Source organism: Bacteroides acidifaciens (genome assembly GCF_903181435.1).
Lineage (GTDB): Bacteria > Bacteroidota > Bacteroidia > Bacteroidales > Bacteroidaceae > Bacteroides.
Genome location: NZ_CAEUHO010000001.1, coordinates 258,767 through 279,204 on the forward strand (window position 1 = coordinate 258,767; position 20,438 = coordinate 279,204).

Below are 20,438 nucleotides of genomic sequence, written 5' to 3' on the forward strand. Positions count from 1 at the left end.
GATGAGAAAAGATTTTAAAAACTTAGATATATATGCCGCATTTCAGCCTGCTAACGGTGCTGAATGGCAAAAGGCTAACGGTATCTCCGCTGACTGGAAAACGCCGGAACACATTGAAGTGAAGCCTGTTTATACAAAAGAAGACCTCGAAGGAATGGAACACCTCGGCTATGCTGCCGGACTTCCGCCTTATCTGCGTGGTCCGTATTCAGTAATGTACACGCTCCGTCCTTGGACTATCCGCCAGTATGCCGGATTCTCCACTGCCGAAGAATCAAATGCTTTCTATCGCCGTAACCTGGCTTCCGGTCAGAAAGGTCTGTCGGTAGCATTCGACTTGGCTACTCACCGCGGTTATGACCCCGACCACGAACGTGTTGTGGGGGACGTAGGTAAGGCAGGTGTGTCTATCTGTTCCTTAGAGAACATGAAGGTCCTGTTCGACGGTATTCCTTTGAACAAGATGTCTGTGTCTATGACAATGAACGGTGCGGTGCTTCCGGTTATGGCATTCTATATCAATGCCGGACTGGAACAAGGTGCCAAACTGGAAGAAATGGCTGGTACTATCCAGAACGATATTCTGAAAGAATTCATGGTGCGTAACACCTATATTTATCCGCCTGCATTCTCTATGAAGATTATTTCCGATATCTTCGAATATACTTCACAGAAGATGCCGAAGTTCAACTCTATTTCTATCTCCGGTTATCACATGCAGGAAGCAGGTGCTACTGCAGATATCGAGTTGGCTTACACATTGGCCGACGGTTTGGAATATCTTCGTGCCGGAACTGCCGCAGGCATCGACATTGATGCGTTTGCTCCCCGTCTGTCTTTCTTCTGGGCAATCGGTACAAACCACTTTATGGAAATCGCCAAGATGCGTGCCGCACGTATGTTGTGGGCGAAGATTGTGAAACAGTTCAATCCGAAGAACCCGAAATCACTGGCATTGCGTACTCACTCCCAAACTTCCGGTTGGTCACTGACCGAACAAGACCCGTTCAACAACGTGGGACGTACTTGTATCGAAGCTATGGCTGCCGCTTTGGGACATACACAATCCCTGCATACCAATGCATTGGATGAGGCTATCGCTCTTCCGACAGATTTCTCCGCACGTATTGCACGTAATACTCAGATTTATATCCAGGAAGAAACTTACATTTGTAAGAACGTTGACCCGTGGGGCGGTTCTTATTATGTAGAGTCTTTGACGAACGAACTGGCTCATAAGGCTTGGGAACACATTCAGGAAATCGAAAAACTGGGCGGTATGGCGAAAGCTATCGAAACCGGAATTCCGAAAATGCGTATCGAAGAAGCTGCCGCACGTACACAGGCTCGTATCGACAGTGGTCAGCAGACTATTGTGGGTGTGAACAAGTATCGTCTGGATAAAGAAGCTCCGATTGATATTCTTGAAATTGATAATACTGCCGTTCGTCTTGAACAGATTGAAAACCTGAAACGTTTGAAAGAAGGACGCAACCAGGCTGAAGTGGACAAGGCATTGGCTGCAATTACCGAATGTGTGAAAACCGGTAAGGGCAACTTGCTGGAACTGGCTGTGGAAGCGGCTCGTGTTCGTGCGACATTGGGTGAAATCTCATCTGCTTGCGAACAGATTGTAGGACGTTATAAAGCAATAATTAGAACTATATCAGGCGTGTATTCATCAGAAAGTAAAAACGATAGCGACTTCAAGCGTGCTTGTGAACTGGCTGAGAAGTTTGCGAAGAAAGAGGGACGTCAACCTCGTATCATGGTTGCCAAAATGGGACAGGACGGTCACGACCGTGGTGCCAAAGTGGTAGCAACAGGTTATGCGGACTGTGGCTTCGACGTGGATATGGGACCTTTGTTCCAGACTCCTGCGGAAGCAGCTCGCGAAGCGGTAGAAAACGATGTTCATGTAGTAGGTGTTTCTTCACTGGCTGCCGGACACAAGACACTGGTTCCGCAGATTATCGAAGAGTTGAAGAAACTGGGACGTGAAGACATTGTAGTGATTGCCGGTGGTGTTATCCCTGCACAGGATTATGATTTCTTGTATAAGGCAGGTGTAGCTGCTATTTTCGGTCCGGGTACTCCGGTAGCGAAAGCTGCTTGTCAGATTTTGGAAATTCTTATGGATGAAGAATAAAGCAATCAACAGGTTGTATAAGCCATAAAATGAGATTTTAAAAAGGGTCAGTTGCTGACCCTTTTTTTGTATTTTATTATTGAAATATCTCCTTTGGGGGATTTTATAAAAAGTACCTCAAATTTGATTTATTGAAAAAATATTCATAATATTGTCATCACTTTGTTAACTATTGGACCGTACCTTTGCGCGTAAAATTCTAAACTATGGTAGATTTCATGGATGATAAACAATTATTGGGGGAACTGAAAAGAGGCAATAATGCGGCTTTTGAGTTTCTGTTCAAGAGTTATTATCCTCGTTTGCGAGGGTATGCTATTCGTTTTATTGAAGATGAAGAAACAGTTCGCGATATAATTCAGGAGTGTTTCTTGCGATTTTGGGAACGTCGCGAAATGTTATCTGCTCTTTCACTCACTTCTCTTCTTTTTTCTATGGTCCGTAACGGATGCCTGAATTATTTGAAACATCGCTCGATTGTTGAAAAGTACCGGGTGGAGTATCTGGCAAAGCTGGACGGAGAGGAAAGGCTCTACTACGCAGACTTTATGCAGGATGCGGAACATAAATTATTATACAATGAATTGCAGGAACAGATTGCTCTTGTGCTCAATCAGTTGCCGGACAGGTCGCGTGAGATTTTTTTGTTAAGTCGTTTCAGAGGATTGAAGAACAGGGAAATCGCGGAAAAACTACAAATATCCACTACGGCGGTCGAAAAACATATTGCAAGAGCTTTGCAGTATTTTTCCCGGCATTTCAGCGAACATTATCCGGTAGACCTATATATAGTGATATTGGCGTGGCTGATGATGGAGCATAAGTGATTAAGACGTTCTTTAAGCATATAAAGAATAAGAAGCAGGAAAGTTTTTTCTGCTTTTTTTGTTTCGGGGGTTGGGTAAATGAAATATGGGTTGTTACATCTTATAGAAAGTGAATATAATGAAGCAAGAAGAAAATATCCGAGCATTGGCTATTCAGTACTTTGAAGGACGTATATCAAGAGCTGACGAAAGAACCCTGTTTGAAAGTCTCGAACAGGCGGAAGACGGCTATGGCAGATTCCGTCAGTGGGAGAAAGAATGGATGAACAACAGGGTGACCGATTCGCAGACCAATGCCGAATGGGAAGCATTGAAGCATAAGATATACACGCAGGAAGCTATTGTCCCATTATTGAAGAAACCGAAACTGAATATATGGAAGATAGCCCGTATCGCTGCTGTGGTAGCGTTGATTGTCGGTACTACACTGGGTATCCGGCAGGCAGTTTACTTGTTTGCACCGAAAACCTTTTTTATCTGCGAGGCTCCGTTGGGAGATAAGAGTAAAGTACAGCTCTCGGATGGTACTATCGTATGGCTGAATTCAGGTTCCGTATTGAGATATTCGAATCATTTCAATACAGCCGACCGGGTTGTGGAACTGGAAGGAGAGGGATATTTTGAAGTAACCAGGCAGAATGGAAAGAAATTTACGGTAAAAACACAGGAATATGATGTGGTGGTAAAAGGTACAAAGTTCAATGTATCCGCCTACCCGGATGATTCTTATATAACGACTACCTTGCAAGAAGGAGTGGTAGAGTTGAATTATAAGGAAGAACAAATACAGATGTCGCCGGGAGAATCCATTTCTTTGGATTTGCAGACAGGGCAGTTGAAGGGAAAGAAAGTCAATGCATGGCAGGCGATGGCATGGGCGGAAGACAGAATCGAATATGATGACATCACATTAGGAGAGATGGTGAAGAAACTTTCCCGTCAGTACGATGTGCGTATTCAGTTGGGGTCGGATAAGCTGGGTGACATGAAGTTCCGTGTTTCATTACGCAATAAAGAGACAATCGTAGATGTAATGGACGCACTTAAAGAAATCATACCTATCAAAGTAGAATATAAGGAAAAGGATATATATATAAGATAAGAACTCAATGTTTAATTGTAAAGAAATCAAGTATGAATATTACTCAAATAGGCAGATTTGGGATGCTGTTGATGATGGCATCTGTTGCAATCTCGTGTTCTGACCCTAATCCTTTAGATTCTTATACTCGTGTTCCATTTGAAAAGACGGAAACGGATGATGGAAATAGTGATGGTGACGGAGACGGTGCCGGCGGTTTGTTCGAGAAAGGAAACGGAACGGACAGCAAACCTTATGTGATAATGAATGGGACGCAGATTAAGAATATGCGCAGTGTGCTGAAATCGGGAATAAAAGTTTATTTCCAATTGGGTGCTGATATTGATATGGCAGGTATTGATGACTGGCAATCGCTGAATGGTTCAGGGGATTTTCCTTATGAGATAGATTTTGACGGAGACAGCCATGTCATTAAAAACTTTAAATGCTCTGCCGGTGATTATCCGAGTTTCTTCGGAGTATTGTGCGGTGATTGCCGTAATGTAGGCTTTGTTGACGCTTCTGTATCGTCTACTCGGCAAGGCATTGGAATTATCACCGGTTATCTTGGACTTAAAGACAAGGGAAATGGCAGTAAGACGGGAAGAATTGTGAATTGCTTTACGACCGGGGAAGTGACAGGTTCAGGTGCGGCAGGTGGAATAGCCGGCGTACTGGCAAATAGCTATGATGGACAGGAAAGTTATATAAAGAACTGTTATTCAAGTGCAACCGTCAACGACCAAGCGGCAAGCGGCGGAAAAGCAGGTGGTATTGCCGGACGGAAAGTTGGTGTGGGTGGCTTTATTGAGAACTGCTATGCATATGGAGCAGTCAGTGCAACCAAAGGTGGCATAGGCGGTATTTTGGGGCAAATCGACAAGAATTGTGATATTGCTATCAAGAACTGTGTAGCGTGGAGTAATCTGACCGGAACAGATGCTTCGTCAACCGTAGGGCGTATTGTCGGTGTCTCTGCTTCTTTGGGCAGCTATGAGAACTGTTATGCTTGTGAAAGCATCATACTGAAAGTGAACGGAGGTACGATTACCACGTCAGATGAATCATCAGCCACAGGAACGACGTTTCATGGAGTTGCAAAGACTGTGGATGAACTGGGAAATATTATCGTAGCCTGGAATCCGAATCTTTGGAAAAAAGGAACGGACGCTTACCCGGTATTCCAGTGGGCTGAGAAATGAGCGCCGGTCGATACAAAAAAGCAGATTATTTCTGCTTTTTTGTATTTATAGGGGTTGGGCAGACGGATGATGAGTTGTTTTATCTTATAGAAGCGGTTCTGAGAAACACTACAATCGAATATATATATCCTTAAATATAAATCACTTTAAATTGTAACAACTTAATTGATAAAATTATGAATGACCGAAGAAACTCATTTTTTAGGCTGTTTCTCCTGATTCTGTTATGTATGGGCGTCCAGTCACTTGGGGCGCAGACGGTAACGAAGGTCTTTAAAAATGAGCCGCTAAAGGCGGTATTGAAAGAAGTTGAGCGGCAGACAAAGTACTCCATTATCTATAAAACGGACGAGGTTAACGAAAACAAGAGAATAACGGCTTCCTTTCAACGGGCAACCGTTAATAATGTGCTTGCCGCTGTTTTGGATAAAGATGTAGAGTACAAGCTGCAAAACCGGATGATTATCATCACGAAGAAGATGGTACGAAATATTGCTGCCGCCTCGTCACAGTCTTTACACCGGGTTATGGGGAAAGTAGTCGATGTGAATGGTGAGCCGGTAATCGGTGCCAGTATACAGGTGGTAGGACAGTCTATGGGAACGATTACGAATTTGGATGGTGAATTTACATTGTCGTCCGTTCCGGTCAATGCGGTAGTAGTAGTGTCCTATATCGGATTTGAGAAGAAGGAAATCAAAGTCTCCGAGTTGCAGAAATCTTCGAGAGTGATGCTCCGTGAGGATACAGCGACGTTGGAAGAAGTGGTAGTCGTTGGTTATGGCACTCAAAAGAAAATCAACCTGACGGGGGCTGTTGTTGTAGTAGATAGTAAAACGATGGAAGACAGACCTGTACCGAGAGCTTCGCAGATGCTGCAAGGAACAGTACCTAATATGAATGTAACCTTCGGTTCGGGTTATCCGGGGGCTTCGGCAACCATCAATATCCGTGGTGTCAATTCTATTAGCGGCAACGCGTCGCCGCTGGTTCTGATTGACGGTATAGAGGGAGACATCGACCGCTTGAACCCGAATGACATCGCATCCATTTCAGTGCTGAAAGATGCTTCTTCGGCTGCCATTTACGGTGCGCGTGCCTCTTATGGTGTTATTCTTGTGACTACAAAAGAAGGTTCTGCCCGTAAGACTACCGTATCGTATGATGGAAGATATTCATGGAGCAATCAGACGACTTCTACCGATTTTGAAACCAGAGGCTATTATTCGGCAGGTATCAATGACTTGTTTTATACCAACTATAATGGAAAGCCTTATACCAACTACACAGAAGAAGACTACCGCCAACTCTGGCTGCGCCGGAATGATAAAACGGAGAACCCGGAACGTCCCTGGGTAGTGACCGACCAACGCGACGGAAGAGATACATACGTCTATTACGGTAACTTTGACTGGTATAATTATCTCTATCGTAAAAACAGGCCGATGTGGGAACATAATATCAGTGTCAGCGGGGGAAATGACAAACTGAACTATTACTTATCTGGAAATACAGTTGATCAGACTGGTATTTTCAGGCAGAACCCGGACAAGTACAAGGTGTATAACTTCAGAAGCAAAATCTCGGCTAAAATAACCCCCAGACTGACTATCAGCAATAATACGAAGTATCATTACAATAGTTACTCTTATCCGGGATTATCGGGTATCAATAACAACTTCAATACCGCAGTGAATCATGCGTTGGCCAGCTTCGTTCCTGTCAATCCTGACGGTAGTGCCGTGTATCTGACTTCATTGAGCAATTCCGCTGTTTTGGATGGGATGGGTGCTATCCTTGCTTATGGCAAGCATAAGAATGAAGACCAACGCTATGAGTTCTCCACCACTTTTGAAGCAAGCTTCAACGTGATGAAGAACCTGAATGTCCGTGCCAATTACAGTTACCTGCATTACAACTACCAAACCATGAACAGGACGGTGAATGTGCCCTATTCCAAATATCCGGGTGAAATATCTTATCTGGCTACCGGAAACGGCGTGAACCAGTTGAAAGAAACACAAACCAATCATTGGTATCAGGCTTTCAATGTTTATGGTGACTATATGTTGGATATTGCCGACCATCAATTCAAGATTATGGCTGGTTATAACTATGAAACTAAACGTTTGAAAGACATTAAAGTCTCCCGCCAAGGCTTGCTTTCCGATGACCTGAATGACTTGAACCTGGCAGTAGGAGATGCGATGACTATGTCCGGCGGACAGAATGAATACGCACTTTTAGGAGCATTTTATCGTTTTAATTACTCCTACAAGGGTGGTCGTTACTTATTCGAGACGAGCGGGCGTTATGACGGAAGTTCCCGGTTCAGAAGCGGCCATCGTTTCGGTTTCTTCCCCTCGGCTTCCGTAGGATGGAGAATCAGTGAAGAGCCGTTTTTCGGAAACTTGAAGAAGAATATTGATAATGTGAAATTGCGTCTGTCGTACGGTTCGTTGGGAAACCAGCAGGTAGGATATTATGATTATATCCAGACTATTGATACCAACGGCACCATGAACTATATCTTTGGCGACCAGAAGAAAGGTTCTTATGCCAGTGTTTCCGACCCGAACTCTGCAGACCTGACTTGGGAAACTGTCTCAACCTGGAATGTGGGACTGGACCTCGGTTTCTTCAATAACCGTTTGAATCTGACTGCCGATGCCTATATCAGAGATACCAAAGGGATGCAAACTTCCGGCAAGAAATTGCCCGGTGCTTATGGGGCTAATGAGCCCAAGCAAAATGCAGCCAATCTGCGTACTAAAGGCTGGGAATTGATGTTGACCTGGAACGATGCCTTCAAACTGGCAAACAAGCCTTTCCGCTATAACCTGTCCGTAGGTCTGGCAGACAACACATCGGAAATAACAAAATTCGATAATCCGTCCAAGATATTGAGTGATTATTATGTCGGTCAGAAACTGGGTGATATTTGGGGATATGTGGTAGACGGACTTTTCAGAACAGATGAAGAAGCGGCAAGCTATAATGTCGACCAGTCGGCTGTGAACTTCGTCATCAACACGGCACAAGTGAATCCGGGACTTCATGCCGGTGACATGAAATTCGTCGATTTGGACGGCGACCATAAAATTTCTTCCGGTTCGAATACGGCGGATGACCCCGGCGACCGGAAAATAATCGGAAACTCATTGCCGCGCTATACATATAGCATTCAAGGTGGTTTCGACTGGTACGGCTTCGACTTCTCCATCTATCTTCAGGGGGTAGGGCATCAGGATTGGTATCCGGGTACGAATTCCGTATTTTTCTGGGGACCGTATGCACGTCCGTATTCATCATTCATTCCCCGCGATTTCTTGAGTAATGTGTGGAGCCCGGAAAATCCGGATGCTTATTTCCCGCGTCCGATAGGTTATCTTGCTTTGGGCAACAACCGTTCCCTGGGAGTGGTGAACGACCGTTATTTGCAGAATCTGGCTTATTGCAGGGTGAAGAATATAACAGTAGGCTATACGATTCCCGCCATATGGACAAAGAAAGTGAAGATAGAACGCCTGCATATCTATTTCAGTGGCGAGAACCTGTTTACCTTCTCTCCGCTAAAGAGCGATTACATTGACCCGGAACAAGCTTCGGCGGAAAACTCCATTAAATCTGCGAATGGTAACGCTAAACTGTATCCTTGGTCGAAAACCTATTCTTTCGGAGTGAACGTAACTTTTTAAACTAAATAATATTCTGAATTATGAAACCTGTTTATATAGTATCTTGGTTGCTCGCATTGGCGGTATTTTTCGTTTCTTGCGACGATTGGTTGGATAAGACGCCTAAAGACCGTCTCTATCCGGATGTATATTTCAAGACTGAGGATGAGTTGCGGTTGTTTACGAACCAGTTTTATAATAACTTGATTCCGGCTGCCGCCGATATCTATTCCGAATCATCCGATTTAATTGTCAAGTCCGATTTGATGCTCGAAATGTCCGGGCAACGTATCATCCCCGACGAGGGAAACGGCTGGAATTTTACTGCACTTCGGGATATTAATTTTTATTTGCAGTATTCCCACAACTGCACGGATGTGAATGCCCGTAACCGCTATGATGGTGTCGCCCGTTTTTTCAGAGCTTATTTCTATTTTGAGAAAGTGAAGAGGTATGGTGACATTCCCTGGTATGACAAAGCACTTGATTCGGACGACCCGGATTTATATAAAGCCCGGGATTCACGGGAATTCGTCATGCAGAAAATGTTGGCCGACTTGGATTTTGCGATTACCCATCTTCCGAAAACAAAAAATGCATATATACTGACCCGGTGGACAGCCTTAGCACTGAAATCCCGTGTCTGTCTGTTCGAGGGGACTTTCCGTAAATATCATGGATTAGAGGATTATGAGAAATATTTGGATGCTTGTGTCTCGGCATCCGAAACATTTATGAATGAAAGCGGATATACGCTCTATAAATCGGGCAGCACACCTTATAGGGATTTATTCGCTTCCATGAATCTGCAAGCGGATGAAATCATTTTCGGTCGCGACTATGAAGCCTCTCTTTCCGTGCTTCATAATGTGCAGAATTATGAGAATGCCACCACGATGGGACGTCCGGGGTTAAATAAGAAGATTGTGAATTTTTATCTGATGGCGGACGGAAGCCGTTTCACGGATAAAGCCGGTTATGAAACAATGACTTTCGACCAGGAATGTCAGAATCGGGACCCGCGCTTGGCACAAACTATCCGTACTCCCGGATATACGAGAATAGGAAGTACAAAGAAAGAGGCTCCGAACCTAGCCTACACAATGACGGGATATCACTTGATAAAATATTCGATGACAGCTAATTATGATGAATATAATAAGTCATGCAATGATATTCCACTGTTCCGTACGGCAGAGGTATACTTAAATTTTGCAGAAGCAAAAGCCGAATTGGGAACTTTGAAGCAGGCGGATATTAATAAATCCATCAAGTTACTCAGAGACAGGGTAGGGATGGGGAATCTGGATATGGAACTGGCTAATTCAAAACCGGATTCGTACCTGATGAGTGCTGCCACAGGTTATCCGAATGTGAAAGGAGCCAATCAGGGGGTAATTCTTGAAATTCGTCGTGAACGGACTATCGAACTGGCGATGGAAGGTTTCCGCTATTATGACATCATGCGCTGGAAAGAAGGAAAACTGTTCGAGAATGACTTGCTGGGAATCTATATTCCCGGTCCGGGCACTTACGATTTGGACCAGGACGGTACGGATGATGTCTGTTTCTATGTTGGAACGAAACCTGCCGGAAATGTACCTTTGTATTTGGAGATTGGCGAACAGATTCGCTTGTCGAACGGTGAGAGTGGTTATATCATTTGCCACAGTCTCATTACTAAAAAATGGAATGAAGACAGAGATTATTTATATCCTGTTCCTATCAGCGAACGTACTTTGTCCAATGGTGTGGTAACACAGAATCCCGGTTGGAATGACGGATTGAACTTTAATTAATTAGATTCAGAAATATAAATTCTTATGAAAAATATGATTTCTTATATATGTCTTCTGGCAGCAGTGTTTGCCAACTTGTCCTGTGCCGATGACATGGACAACTCCAAGTTTGATAATATGATACCCTATGGTAAGCAGGAGGTTTCTTATACTTACCCGAAAGGAGAGGATAATCTCAGAGTACTGACTTTTAACATAAGGCATTGCGCCGGTAGCGATGATGTGATTAATTATGACAGAACTGCAGCTATTATCAATGGGATGGAGCCTGATATTGTTTGCTTGCAGGAAGTGGACTATATGACTACCCGCAGCAATAAAGTCGACCAGTTGAAAACCTTGGCGGATAAAACAGGAATGAATCACTATTTCAGCAAGTCAATCACCTATCAGGGAGGTGAATACGGAAACGGTCTTTTATTTAAAGGAACACCGGTCAGTACGCGGACTTACCCGCTTCCCGGTGCCGAACTTCGTTCTGCTGCTATAGCCGAATTTGAGAACTATGTAGTCATCTCCACGCACCTGGCTCTGGAAGAAAATAACAGAATAGAGTCTGCGAAGTTATTGACACAGCTTGCCAAAGAATACAAAAAGGTAGTGTATATGGCAGGTGACTTTAATGAGGACTTGATGAACGGGGCATTCTTTACGGAGTTGAAAAAGGAATGGAATGTAGTTAGTTCTACGGAAAATACTTTCCCTACGGGGCAATCTACCAAGCGCATCGACTTTGTTGTGGCATTGAAGAGTCCTGCAACGAGTGTGGTGAAATCGAATGTCGTGTATAATCTGGACGGTGTTAACGTTTCGATGGCTTCCGACCATTATCCTCTTTATTGCGATTTCCGCAAGGTGACGGCACTCGAAGAATTTCCGAAAGCCGCGGGAGATTTGCGCATAGCTAATTACTTCACGAAAAACTGTGCCGGTACGGACGGAATTATTGACTATGACCGCATCGCTGCTGTTATAAATAAAATGAATTCCGATATTATCTGCTTGCAGGGACTGGATAAGGAGACGGAGCGCTCAAGCGGCATAGACCAGTTGAATACATTGGCGCAAAAGAGTAATATGCATGATTATTTTGCTAAAGCGATTGATTACAAGGGCGGGGAGTTTGGCGTAGGTATATTGACGAAAGACGAACCAATCAGTGTGGACAGGTATCAGATGCCGGGAAAGAGTGAGATGCGTGCGGCAATGGTAGTGGAATATGAGAAATTTGTGGTGGCCAGTACGAATTTTGATACGGATATGGCTAAACGTATCGAGGCGCTTCAGACATTGCATACGAAGTTGTCCGCTTATAACAAGCCGGCATTCTTGGCTGGCTATTTCAATGAAGGTAATTTGGAAAGCGACTTCTTCAAGAAAGTAAAGGAAGACTGGAATCTTCTTAGTGCGGACAAGTCGACTGAAAACGGTGGAAAACAGCGTCGTCTGGACTTTATTGTATCTTTGAAAGACCATGACGTTACTGTGACGCAAGCCGACGTGATGGAATATCTGACCGGAGCTGATGTTGCGACCGCTTCTTCACACTATCCTCTCTTCTGTGACTTCACAGGGTTGAAATAAAATGATTAGGTGCGGAATGCTATATGGATACTAATTGACTAAAATGTAATAATCCCGTTTTTTCACTCCAGATAGAATGAAGAAACGGGATGTTATTTTGCTCGTATCCTCATTATGAGTGCTTTACTTTGGTAGGAGTAACATATTCTGCAGAATATTGTTCTTTTAGACAAATATTCGTGTAACTTTGCACACCGATAGTATAAAAACAAGAGGAGAAAGAATGATAGTTTGCATAGCCGAAAAACCATCTGTAGCACGTGATATAGCCGAAGTACTCGGTGCTCATACAAGAAAAGAAGGATATATAGAAGGAAACGGATACCAGGTGACCTGGACATTCGGGCATCTATGTACTTTGAAAGAGCCCCATGAATACACGCCTAATTGGAAATCGTGGAGTTTGGGCAGCTTACCGATGATTCCCCCGCGTTTCGGTATCAAGCTGATTGGGCATGACCCAGGTATTGAGAAACAGTTTCATATTATCGAGCAGTTGATGCAGAATGCGGATGAGATTATCAATTGCGGTGATGCCGGTCAGGAAGGAGAATTGATTCAGCGTTGGGTGATGCAGAAGGCTGGAGCACGCTGTCCGGTGAAGCGACTGTGGATTTCTTCTTTGACGGAAGAAGCTATTCGTGAAGGTTTTTCCAAGTTGAAAGACCAGTCTGATTTTCAGTCGTTGTATGAGGCGGGACTTTCTCGTGCAATAGGTGACTGGTTGTTGGGAATGAACGCTACCCGTCTTTATACGATTAAGTATGGTCAAAACAAGCAGGTGCTCTCTATTGGTCGTGTGCAAACGCCTACTTTGGCATTGATTGTCAACCGTCAGTTGGAAATCGCCAATTTCCAACCCAAGCAATATTGGGAGTTGAAGACAAACTATCGCGACACTACCTTCTCTGCCCTCATCCGTAAGAGTGATGAAGAGATAGCTGCGGAAGAAGAGAAGAACGGTGGAAAGAAGAAAATAGATAACCCGGGCATCGACCCCATTGCCAATCGTGAAGAAGGGGAAGCTTTGGTAGAACGTATCAAAGACCTGCCATTTGTAGTAACCAGTGTCGGCAAGAAAGACGGAAAGGAATACGCCCCGCGTCTGTTCGACTTGACTTCTCTTCAGGTGGAGTGCAACAAGAAATTCGCCTATTCCGCCGATGAGACGCTGAAACTTATCCAGTCTCTTTACGAAAAGAAAGTGGCTACCTATCCGCGTGTCGATACCACTTTCCTGAGCGACGATATTTATCCGAAATGCCCCGGCATTCTGAAAGGACTTCGTGATTACGAAGTGTTGACTGCCCCGCTGAACGGTTCTACACTGCCTAAATCGAAAAAAGTATTTGATAATTCAAAAGTGACGGATCACCACGCCATCATCCCTACCGGAGTGTACGCTCAAAACCTGACCGATATGGAACGTCGTGTCTACGACCTGATAGCTCGCCGTTTTATAGCTGTGTTCTATCCTGATTGTAAGATTTCTACCACCACCGTGATGGGAGAAGTAGACAAAATAGAATTTAAAGTAACCGGTAAACAAATCTTGGAACCGGGTTGGCGTGTCGTATTCGCCAAAGACGTGAAGGACTCCACCGAAGAGAAAGAGGATGAGGATGAAAATGTTCTTCCTGCCTTTGTGAAAGGGGAGAGCGGTCCTCACATCCCTGACTTGAACGAGAAATGGACGCAGCCGCCAAGACCTTTCACGGAAGCGACTTTGCTCCGTGCAATGGAAACCGCCGGAAAACTGGTGGATAATGACGAACTTCGTGATGCCTTGAAAGAGAACGGTATCGGGCGACCGTCTACCCGTGCTGCTATTATAGAAACCTTGTTCAAACGAAATTATATCCGCAAAGAGAGAAAGAACCTGATTGCCACCCCGACAGGAGTGGAACTGGTACAAATTATCCACGAAGAACTCTTGAAATCTGCCGAACTGACAGGTATTTGGGAAAAGAAGCTCCGCGAAATAGAAAAGAAAACCTATGATGCCCGCCAGTTCCTGGAAGAGCTGAAGCAAATGGTTTCGGAAGTTGTGATGAGTGTACTGTCTGATAATACGAATCGTCGTATTACTATTCAAGACGCAGTAGCTGCCCAGGCTGAAGAGAAAGCAAAGAAAGAACCGAAGAAACGTGAACGGAAACCAAGTGCTCCAAAAGAAAAGAAACCGAAGTCCGAAACAAAGGTGACAGAAAGTACAAAAGTTGAAACACCGCCGGCTACTGTATCTGCTTCGATAGCCTCTTCGGTTGATAATCCGGATGCATTAGTAGGACAACCTTGCCCGCTTTGCGGCAAAGGAACAATCATAAAAGGCAAGACAGCCTACGGGTGTTCGGAATGGAGGAACGGATGTGCATACCGGAAGAATTTTGAATAAAATTCGGTTGCTCCTTTTTCTGCCAATTTTATCCATATACTTAGATATCAGTTCTTTATAGTTTCCTGTAGTTTCCATTATAGGAAACGCTCGTTTCTCTACGAGGGAACGCCCATTTCCCTACGGGGATACAGTCGTTTCTCTACGAGGATACTGGCGTTTCCTTATGGGAAACGGACATTATCATCAAGGCTCTTGAAATTAACTCCTTATCTCGGGCGTATTGGCAAAAAAGAACGAGGTGGAGCAATGGTAGGGCCACCGCTGTAATCACCACTACCGTGTTTGTCAAATATGACATTGCGTAGTACTTCGTACAGAACTCCGCCTACATCCAGACCAAGTTTGAAATTATTCTTGAAGCGATAGGTGGGAATAACAACAGGAACTGTCTCCCAACGTCCTCTCATAGCATCGTAATAACGTTGTACTCCCATCTCCATATTGAAGCGGTCGGACATATCGATGGACATGGTAGCTCCATAACTGTGAGTACTCATTCCGTAAGGATTGCCGATGTCATATGAGCCAAATACCTTGAAAGCAACACGGTCGGAAGCGTGATAGAGCAGAGCGCCCGAAGTGCTGAATGCCTGTCGGGTGAAATGCATCATGTTTATTTTCATTGCATTAGCCTGAAGCTGTAATTCAAACCTGTCATTGAAGATGTGCTGATAACCCAACGAAGCATTGTTGAAAAGTCCGATGCCCGGCACACTCGTTTGCTTGCCCGAGCCGAATACTGCTCCGTGAGGAAATTGCATTAATATGCCGCTTGTATTGTAATCACCTTTGAAGAGTGGAGAAGGATTTATCTGATAAGGCAGATAGATTTCTCCTTTATGTGAAAAATCGGGTGGAAAGTAAAACAGCTGTTTGGACAAATTCGGAGAAGAAGTGTCCTTGAACTTTGAAGGCGGGAACAAATCAGGCGTGGCATATTGAAACAAATCAGGTGTAGCATGTTGAAACAATGTACCTTCCGGTTGTTTTAGCAAATCATTACGAATAATGCGGGTACTGTCAATCCCTTCCTGTGCAGAGAGCAACTGCGGAATGGAAGACAGCAGAAGGAGCAAACCCAGGAAAATTGGAAACCGTGAAATGCTAATCTTTTGTTTCATACGCATTTGTCCTCTCCTTATAGTTTAGTAAATTCTTCTACCCACAAAAATAACGAAAGGAGAGTGGAATAACAAATAGTAAACAGCATTTCCTTCCAACGACAAGTTTTTTTAACTTGATGAACCTTGGAATAACCAAAGAAGTCCTCGGATAAATCCTTTATTTTCATTAAATTCGTCTTTCTTTCAAGCAATATTCACCAGGCTGTTGTTATTTATAGATAAGAGTATCAATTATTTAAACCAAAAAGAAAAATGAAGAAAAATTTGGCGGGAGTTGTATTATTGTTGGTTGCTGCCTCTTTAGGGAGCATACAGCAGGTAGAGGCGTGTACACGTGCAGTGTATATCGGTCCGGAGCAAATGGTGGTAACTGGTCGTACGATGGACTGGAAAGAAGACTTACACTCGAATCTCTATGTATTTCCACGTGGCATTCAGCGCACGGGACACAATAAGGAGAAAACGTTGAACTGGACGTCCAAGTATGGAAGTGTCATTGCAACAGGCTATGATATAGGAACTTGTGACGGAATGAATGAGAAAGGTCTGGTAGCAAGTCTGCTATTCCTGCCGGAAACGATTTATTCACTGCCGGGGGATACCCGTCCGGCGATGGGAATAAGTATTTGGACGCAGTATGTGCTTGATAATTTCGCGACAGTGCGTGAAGCTGTGGACGAACTGAAAAAGGAAACCTTCCGTATCGATGCTCCCCGTCTGCCGAATGGTTCGGAATCGACTCTGCACCTCGCTATTACCGATGAAACAGGAAATACTGCCATATTGGAATATTTGGACGGAAAACTAAGCATCCATGAAGGAAAAGAATACCAGGTGATGACAAACTCTCCCCGCTACGAATATCAGTTAGCTATCAATGACTACTGGAAAGAGGTGGGCGGCCTGCAAATGCTTCCGGGTACAAACCGTTCAAGCGACCGCTTTGTACGTGCTTCTTTCTATATTCATGCCATTCCACAAACCTCGGATGCTAAAATCGCCATCCCGAGTGTATTGAGTGTAATGCGCAATGTCTCCGTCCCGTTCGGAATCTCTACTCCCGATAAACCTCATATTTCTTCTACCCGTTGGCGTACCGTCTCCGACCAAAAGAATAAGGTCTATTATTTTGAATCGACTTTAACTCCGAATTTGTTTTGGCTGGATTTGAAGAAGATTGATTTCAGCCCGAAAGCTAGTATAAAGAAGCTGTCTTTGGCAAATGGTGAGATTTATGCAGGTGACGCTGTGAAGGATTTGAAAGACAGCAAATCGTTTACTTTCCTTTTTCAGACTCCGGTGATGTGAATATAACGTCAGTTCGATATAAGGGTTATCTGTAAAATAAAAAAGAACGGTGGACAAGTGCTTGAATGCAAGCCTGTCCATCGTTCTTCTTTTATTCTTTCTATTGGCTGTATATTATATTTTTAGAGTCTTGCATATTCCTTGTGGAACTCAACCACCGCTTCGATACCTTTGCGGAAAATATCCAGTGAAAAGTTCTCGTTCGGCGAATGAATAGCATCCGATTCAAGTCCGAATCCCATCAATACGGTTTTGATTCCCAACACTTGTTCAAAAGTGGAAATGATAGGAATACTGCCACCGCGACGCACTGCCAACGGTTTCTTTCCGAAAGCAATTTCGAAACCTTTCTCTGCCGCCTGATAAGCAGGAAGAGAGATCGGACAGACATATCCCTGTCCGCCATGCATTGGAGTTACTTTCACCTGCACCGTGTCGGGAGCAATACCAAGAATATAATCAGCAAACATCTGAGAAATCTTATGATGGTCCTGATGCGGAACCAACCGGCAGGAAACTTTGGCGTAAGCTTTTGACGGAAGTACGGTCTTCGAACCTTCTCCCGTATATCCGCCCCATATACCGCACACGTCAAAAGACGGACGGCAACTGTTGCGTTCCAGCGTGCTGTATCCTTTCTCCCCGAACACTTCCTTTACTCCGATAGCCTCTTTATATTTCTTTTCATCGAAAGGAATATGCGCAATCATTTCCCGTTCGGCTTGCGGAACTTCTTCCACGTCGTCATAGAATCCGGGAACGGTAATCCGTCCGTTGGCATCCGTCACTTTGCTGATAATCTGGCAAAGCGTGTTGATGGGATTAGCTACCGCACCGCCGAAATGTCCGGAATGTAAGTCCCGGTTCGGTCCGGTGACTTCTATCTCCCAGTAAGCCAGTCCGCGCAGTCCCGTAGTCAGCGAAGGAAGCTCTGCACCCAGCATACTCGTGTCCGAGACGAGGATTACGTCTGCTTTCAACAGTTCTTTGTGTTCTTCGCAGAAGGATTCCAAACTCGGAGAACCGATTTCCTCTTCTCCTTCGAAGATGAACTTCACATTATTCTTTAATAACTCGTTTTTAAGCAGATACTCGAACGCCTTTACCTGAATGAAAGATTGTCCTTTGTCATCATCCGCTCCACGCGCCCAGATATGTCCGTCCCGTATTTCCGGTTCGAACGGCTGGCTTTTCCAAAGTTCCAGTGGTTCGGCGGGCATTACGTCGTAGTGGGCGTAGACCAGCACGGTTTTGGCATCCGGGTCTACTATTTTTTGGGCGAAGACAATCGGGTTGCCTTTAGAGGGCATCACCAGTGCTTCGTCTGCTCCGGCTTCTGTTAACAGTTGCGCCCAACGTTCGGCACACGCCAGCATATCGTCGTGATGTTCCGGCAGTGCGCTGATACTTGGAATACGGATGAGGCTGAACAAGTCTTCCATTATTTTTGGCTCGTTCGCGGCAATATATTTCTTGATTTCGTTCATAACTTAAATAAGAATTAAAGCTGCGTGGTTTTATCCAGCAGATAATAATCGAGTATGGTCATGGCTGCCATTGCTTCCACGATAGGCACGGCACGTGGCAGTACACAGGCGTCGTGGCGTCCGCGGGCTTTCAATGTGGTGTCTACTCCGTCGATGTTGACCGTTTCCTGCTCCATCAATATGGTGGCGATAGGTTTGAAGACAACACGGAAATAAATATCCTGTCCGTTGCTCAGACCGCCCTGGATGCCACCGGAGTGGTTGGTATGCGTTTCAATGCGTCCGTTGTTATTGTAGAAAACGTCGTTCTGTTCGGAACCTTTCATTTTCAATCCCTTGAATCCTTCGCCATATTCGAATGCTTTGGCGGCATTGATACTTAGCATGGCATTGCCCAGGGCAGCATGAAGTTTGCCGAAAACGGGTTGTCCCAGTCCGATGGGGCATCCTTTGATGACACAGGTCAGCGTGCCGCCGATAGTGTCGCCTTCCCCTTTCACCTTATAGATAAGGTCTGCCATTTCCTTCGCCTTTTCCGGGTCGGGACAGCGTACGTCGTTGCTTTCTATCAAGTCGAGGTCATAATCAGAATACGTACCTTCCAGTTTGATGGCGCCTACCTGCGATGTATAAGCGGTGATGCTGACTCCCAACTGGCGAAGCGCCAACTTAGCCAAAGCACCGGCTACAACGCGCGAAATCGTTTCGCGTGCCGAAGAACGTCCGCCACCGCGGTGGTCACGGATGCCATACTTCACGGTGTAAGTATAGTCAGCATGTGAAGGACGATATACATTTTTCAGATTATTGTAGTCACTAGAGTGCTGATTCTCGTTCCATACGATAAAACCGATAGGGCATCCGGTGGATTTGCCTTCGAAGATACCGGAAAGGAACTCAACTTTATCAGCTTCTTTACGTGGTGTGGTAAGGATAGATTGTCCCGGACGGCGGCGATTCAGTTCTTGTTGTACAAATTCTTCGTCGATGGTAATTCCTGCAGGAAATCCGTCAATCACTCCCCCAACTCCTTTTCCATGAGACTCACCGAAACTGGTGAGCCGAAAGATGTTGCCAAATGAATTAAACATAGTTGTGGCTTTTTTAAAATTACTGTATGCAAATATAACAAAGTTTTCGATAAGATTGTTGTGAACTCAAAATATCTTCAAAAAAGGAAGCATATTGAACTTTTTTTCTCCTTTTTAGTTTATAATTGACGATTATTTAATAACTAAACTAACAATGTATGAAAAAGAATCTATTGTATTTATGGGCATTGGTATGCTCCGTCGCTTTCTTTGCAGCTTGTAGCAGTGATGATGATAATGATATGAATGGTACTAATCCTCCGGAAGAGGAAGCGGTCGTTACGGCTCCGGATGTGGTAGGGACGTATTGGGGGAATCTGGATATATCCATGAAACCGGATGACTCCGACCAGGAAACGGTGATTGGCAATGGAATAGCCAAGTTTATAACTATTTCCCAAGTCAGCGACACGGAAGTGAAAATGGAATTGAAAGAGTTTGAACTGTTCCTGAATGGAACTATCATGAAGTTCGGTGATATCGTAATAGACAAATGTACGGTAAAAAAAGAGACGGACGCCTCGACTTTCACCGGTCAGCAGGATTTAACCTTTTCGGGAGTTGCCGCCGTTCTCGGTACTTGTGATACCACAGTGGAAGGCACGGTGGAAGGTGAAAACCTCACTATGAATATTAATGTGAAAGTGGGCACATTGCAACAGACCGTGAAAGTGACCTATTCCGGAGTGAGGCAGGTAGAGGAATCCTGAT

Annotated in this window: 13 protein-coding genes; 10 read left to right on the top strand and 3 right to left on the bottom strand. The window is 44.5% G+C overall.

Annotation, left to right across the window (positions count from 1 at the left end; translation table 11 throughout):
• Position 1: 1 nt before the first annotated feature.
• From scpA to CLIN57ABFB40_RS01090, 8 genes are all read left to right on the top strand, one after another.
• Positions 2-2,149: a methylmalonyl-CoA mutase gene (scpA, locus tag CLIN57ABFB40_RS01055; protein ID WP_175628513.1), complete on the top strand. Its 2,148-nt coding sequence runs from the start codon at positions 2-4 to the stop codon at positions 2,147-2,149.
• A gap of 206 nt (positions 2,150-2,355) precedes the next feature.
• A complete protein-coding gene (locus CLIN57ABFB40_RS01060; protein WP_175628514.1) occupies positions 2,356-2,976 on the top strand; it encodes an RNA polymerase sigma-70 factor in 621 nt (206 codons plus the stop codon).
• A gap of 118 nt (positions 2,977-3,094) precedes the next feature.
• Positions 3,095-4,078, top strand: coding sequence for a FecR family protein (locus CLIN57ABFB40_RS01065; protein WP_175628515.1), 984 nt, complete (start codon positions 3,095-3,097; stop codon positions 4,076-4,078).
• Positions 4,079-4,110: 32 nt separating this feature from the next.
• Positions 4,111-5,259: a peptidase M26 gene (locus CLIN57ABFB40_RS01070; RefSeq protein ID WP_175628516.1), complete on the top strand. Its 1,149-nt coding sequence runs from the start codon at positions 4,111-4,113 to the stop codon at positions 5,257-5,259.
• A 176-nt stretch (positions 5,260-5,435) separates the two neighbouring features.
• Positions 5,436-8,957 (top strand): SusC/RagA family TonB-linked outer membrane protein, encoded by a 3,522-nt coding sequence (locus tag CLIN57ABFB40_RS01075; protein WP_175628517.1) that lies wholly within the window; start codon positions 5,436-5,438, stop codon positions 8,955-8,957.
• Between the two features lie 20 nt (positions 8,958-8,977).
• A complete protein-coding gene (locus tag CLIN57ABFB40_RS01080) occupies positions 8,978-10,735 on the top strand; it encodes a RagB/SusD family nutrient uptake outer membrane protein (RefSeq protein ID WP_175628518.1) in 1,758 nt (585 codons plus the stop codon).
• Positions 10,736-10,759: 24 nt separating this feature from the next.
• Positions 10,760-12,319 (top strand): endonuclease/exonuclease/phosphatase family protein, encoded by a 1,560-nt coding sequence (locus CLIN57ABFB40_RS01085; protein ID WP_175628519.1) that lies wholly within the window; start codon positions 10,760-10,762, stop codon positions 12,317-12,319.
• Between the two features lie 223 nt (positions 12,320-12,542).
• A complete protein-coding gene (locus tag CLIN57ABFB40_RS01090; protein WP_175628520.1) occupies positions 12,543-14,714 on the top strand; it encodes a DNA topoisomerase 3 in 2,172 nt (723 codons plus the stop codon).
• A 209-nt stretch (positions 14,715-14,923) separates the two neighbouring features.
• On the opposite strand, the gene CLIN57ABFB40_RS01095 is transcribed toward CLIN57ABFB40_RS01090, so the two are convergent.
• On the bottom strand, positions 14,924-15,844 hold the full coding sequence (locus tag CLIN57ABFB40_RS01095) for a hypothetical protein (RefSeq protein ID WP_175628521.1): 921 nt from the start codon (positions 15,842-15,844) through the stop codon (positions 14,924-14,926).
• Between the two features lie 249 nt (positions 15,845-16,093).
• On the opposite strand from CLIN57ABFB40_RS01095, the gene CLIN57ABFB40_RS01100 reads away from it, so the two are divergent.
• Positions 16,094-17,149: a linear amide C-N hydrolase gene (locus CLIN57ABFB40_RS01100; RefSeq protein ID WP_044655158.1), complete on the top strand. Its 1,056-nt coding sequence runs from the start codon at positions 16,094-16,096 to the stop codon at positions 17,147-17,149.
• Positions 17,150-17,271: 122 nt separating this feature from the next.
• On the opposite strand, the gene CLIN57ABFB40_RS01105 is transcribed toward CLIN57ABFB40_RS01100, so the two are convergent.
• On the bottom strand, positions 17,272-18,636 hold the full coding sequence (locus CLIN57ABFB40_RS01105) for a dipeptidase (protein WP_175628522.1): 1,365 nt from the start codon (positions 18,634-18,636) through the stop codon (positions 17,272-17,274).
• A gap of 14 nt (positions 18,637-18,650) precedes the next feature.
• On the bottom strand, positions 18,651-19,727 hold the full coding sequence (aroC, locus tag CLIN57ABFB40_RS01110) for a chorismate synthase (RefSeq protein ID WP_175628523.1): 1,077 nt from the start codon (positions 19,725-19,727) through the stop codon (positions 18,651-18,653).
• A 158-nt stretch (positions 19,728-19,885) separates the two neighbouring features.
• On the opposite strand from aroC, the gene CLIN57ABFB40_RS01115 reads away from it, so the two are divergent.
• Positions 19,886-20,437 carry a calycin-like domain-containing protein gene (locus tag CLIN57ABFB40_RS01115; RefSeq protein ID WP_175628524.1) on the top strand — a complete coding sequence of 184 codons (552 nt, stop codon included), beginning with the start codon at positions 19,886-19,888 and terminating at the stop codon, positions 20,435-20,437.
• Position 20,438: the final 1 nt, after the last annotated feature.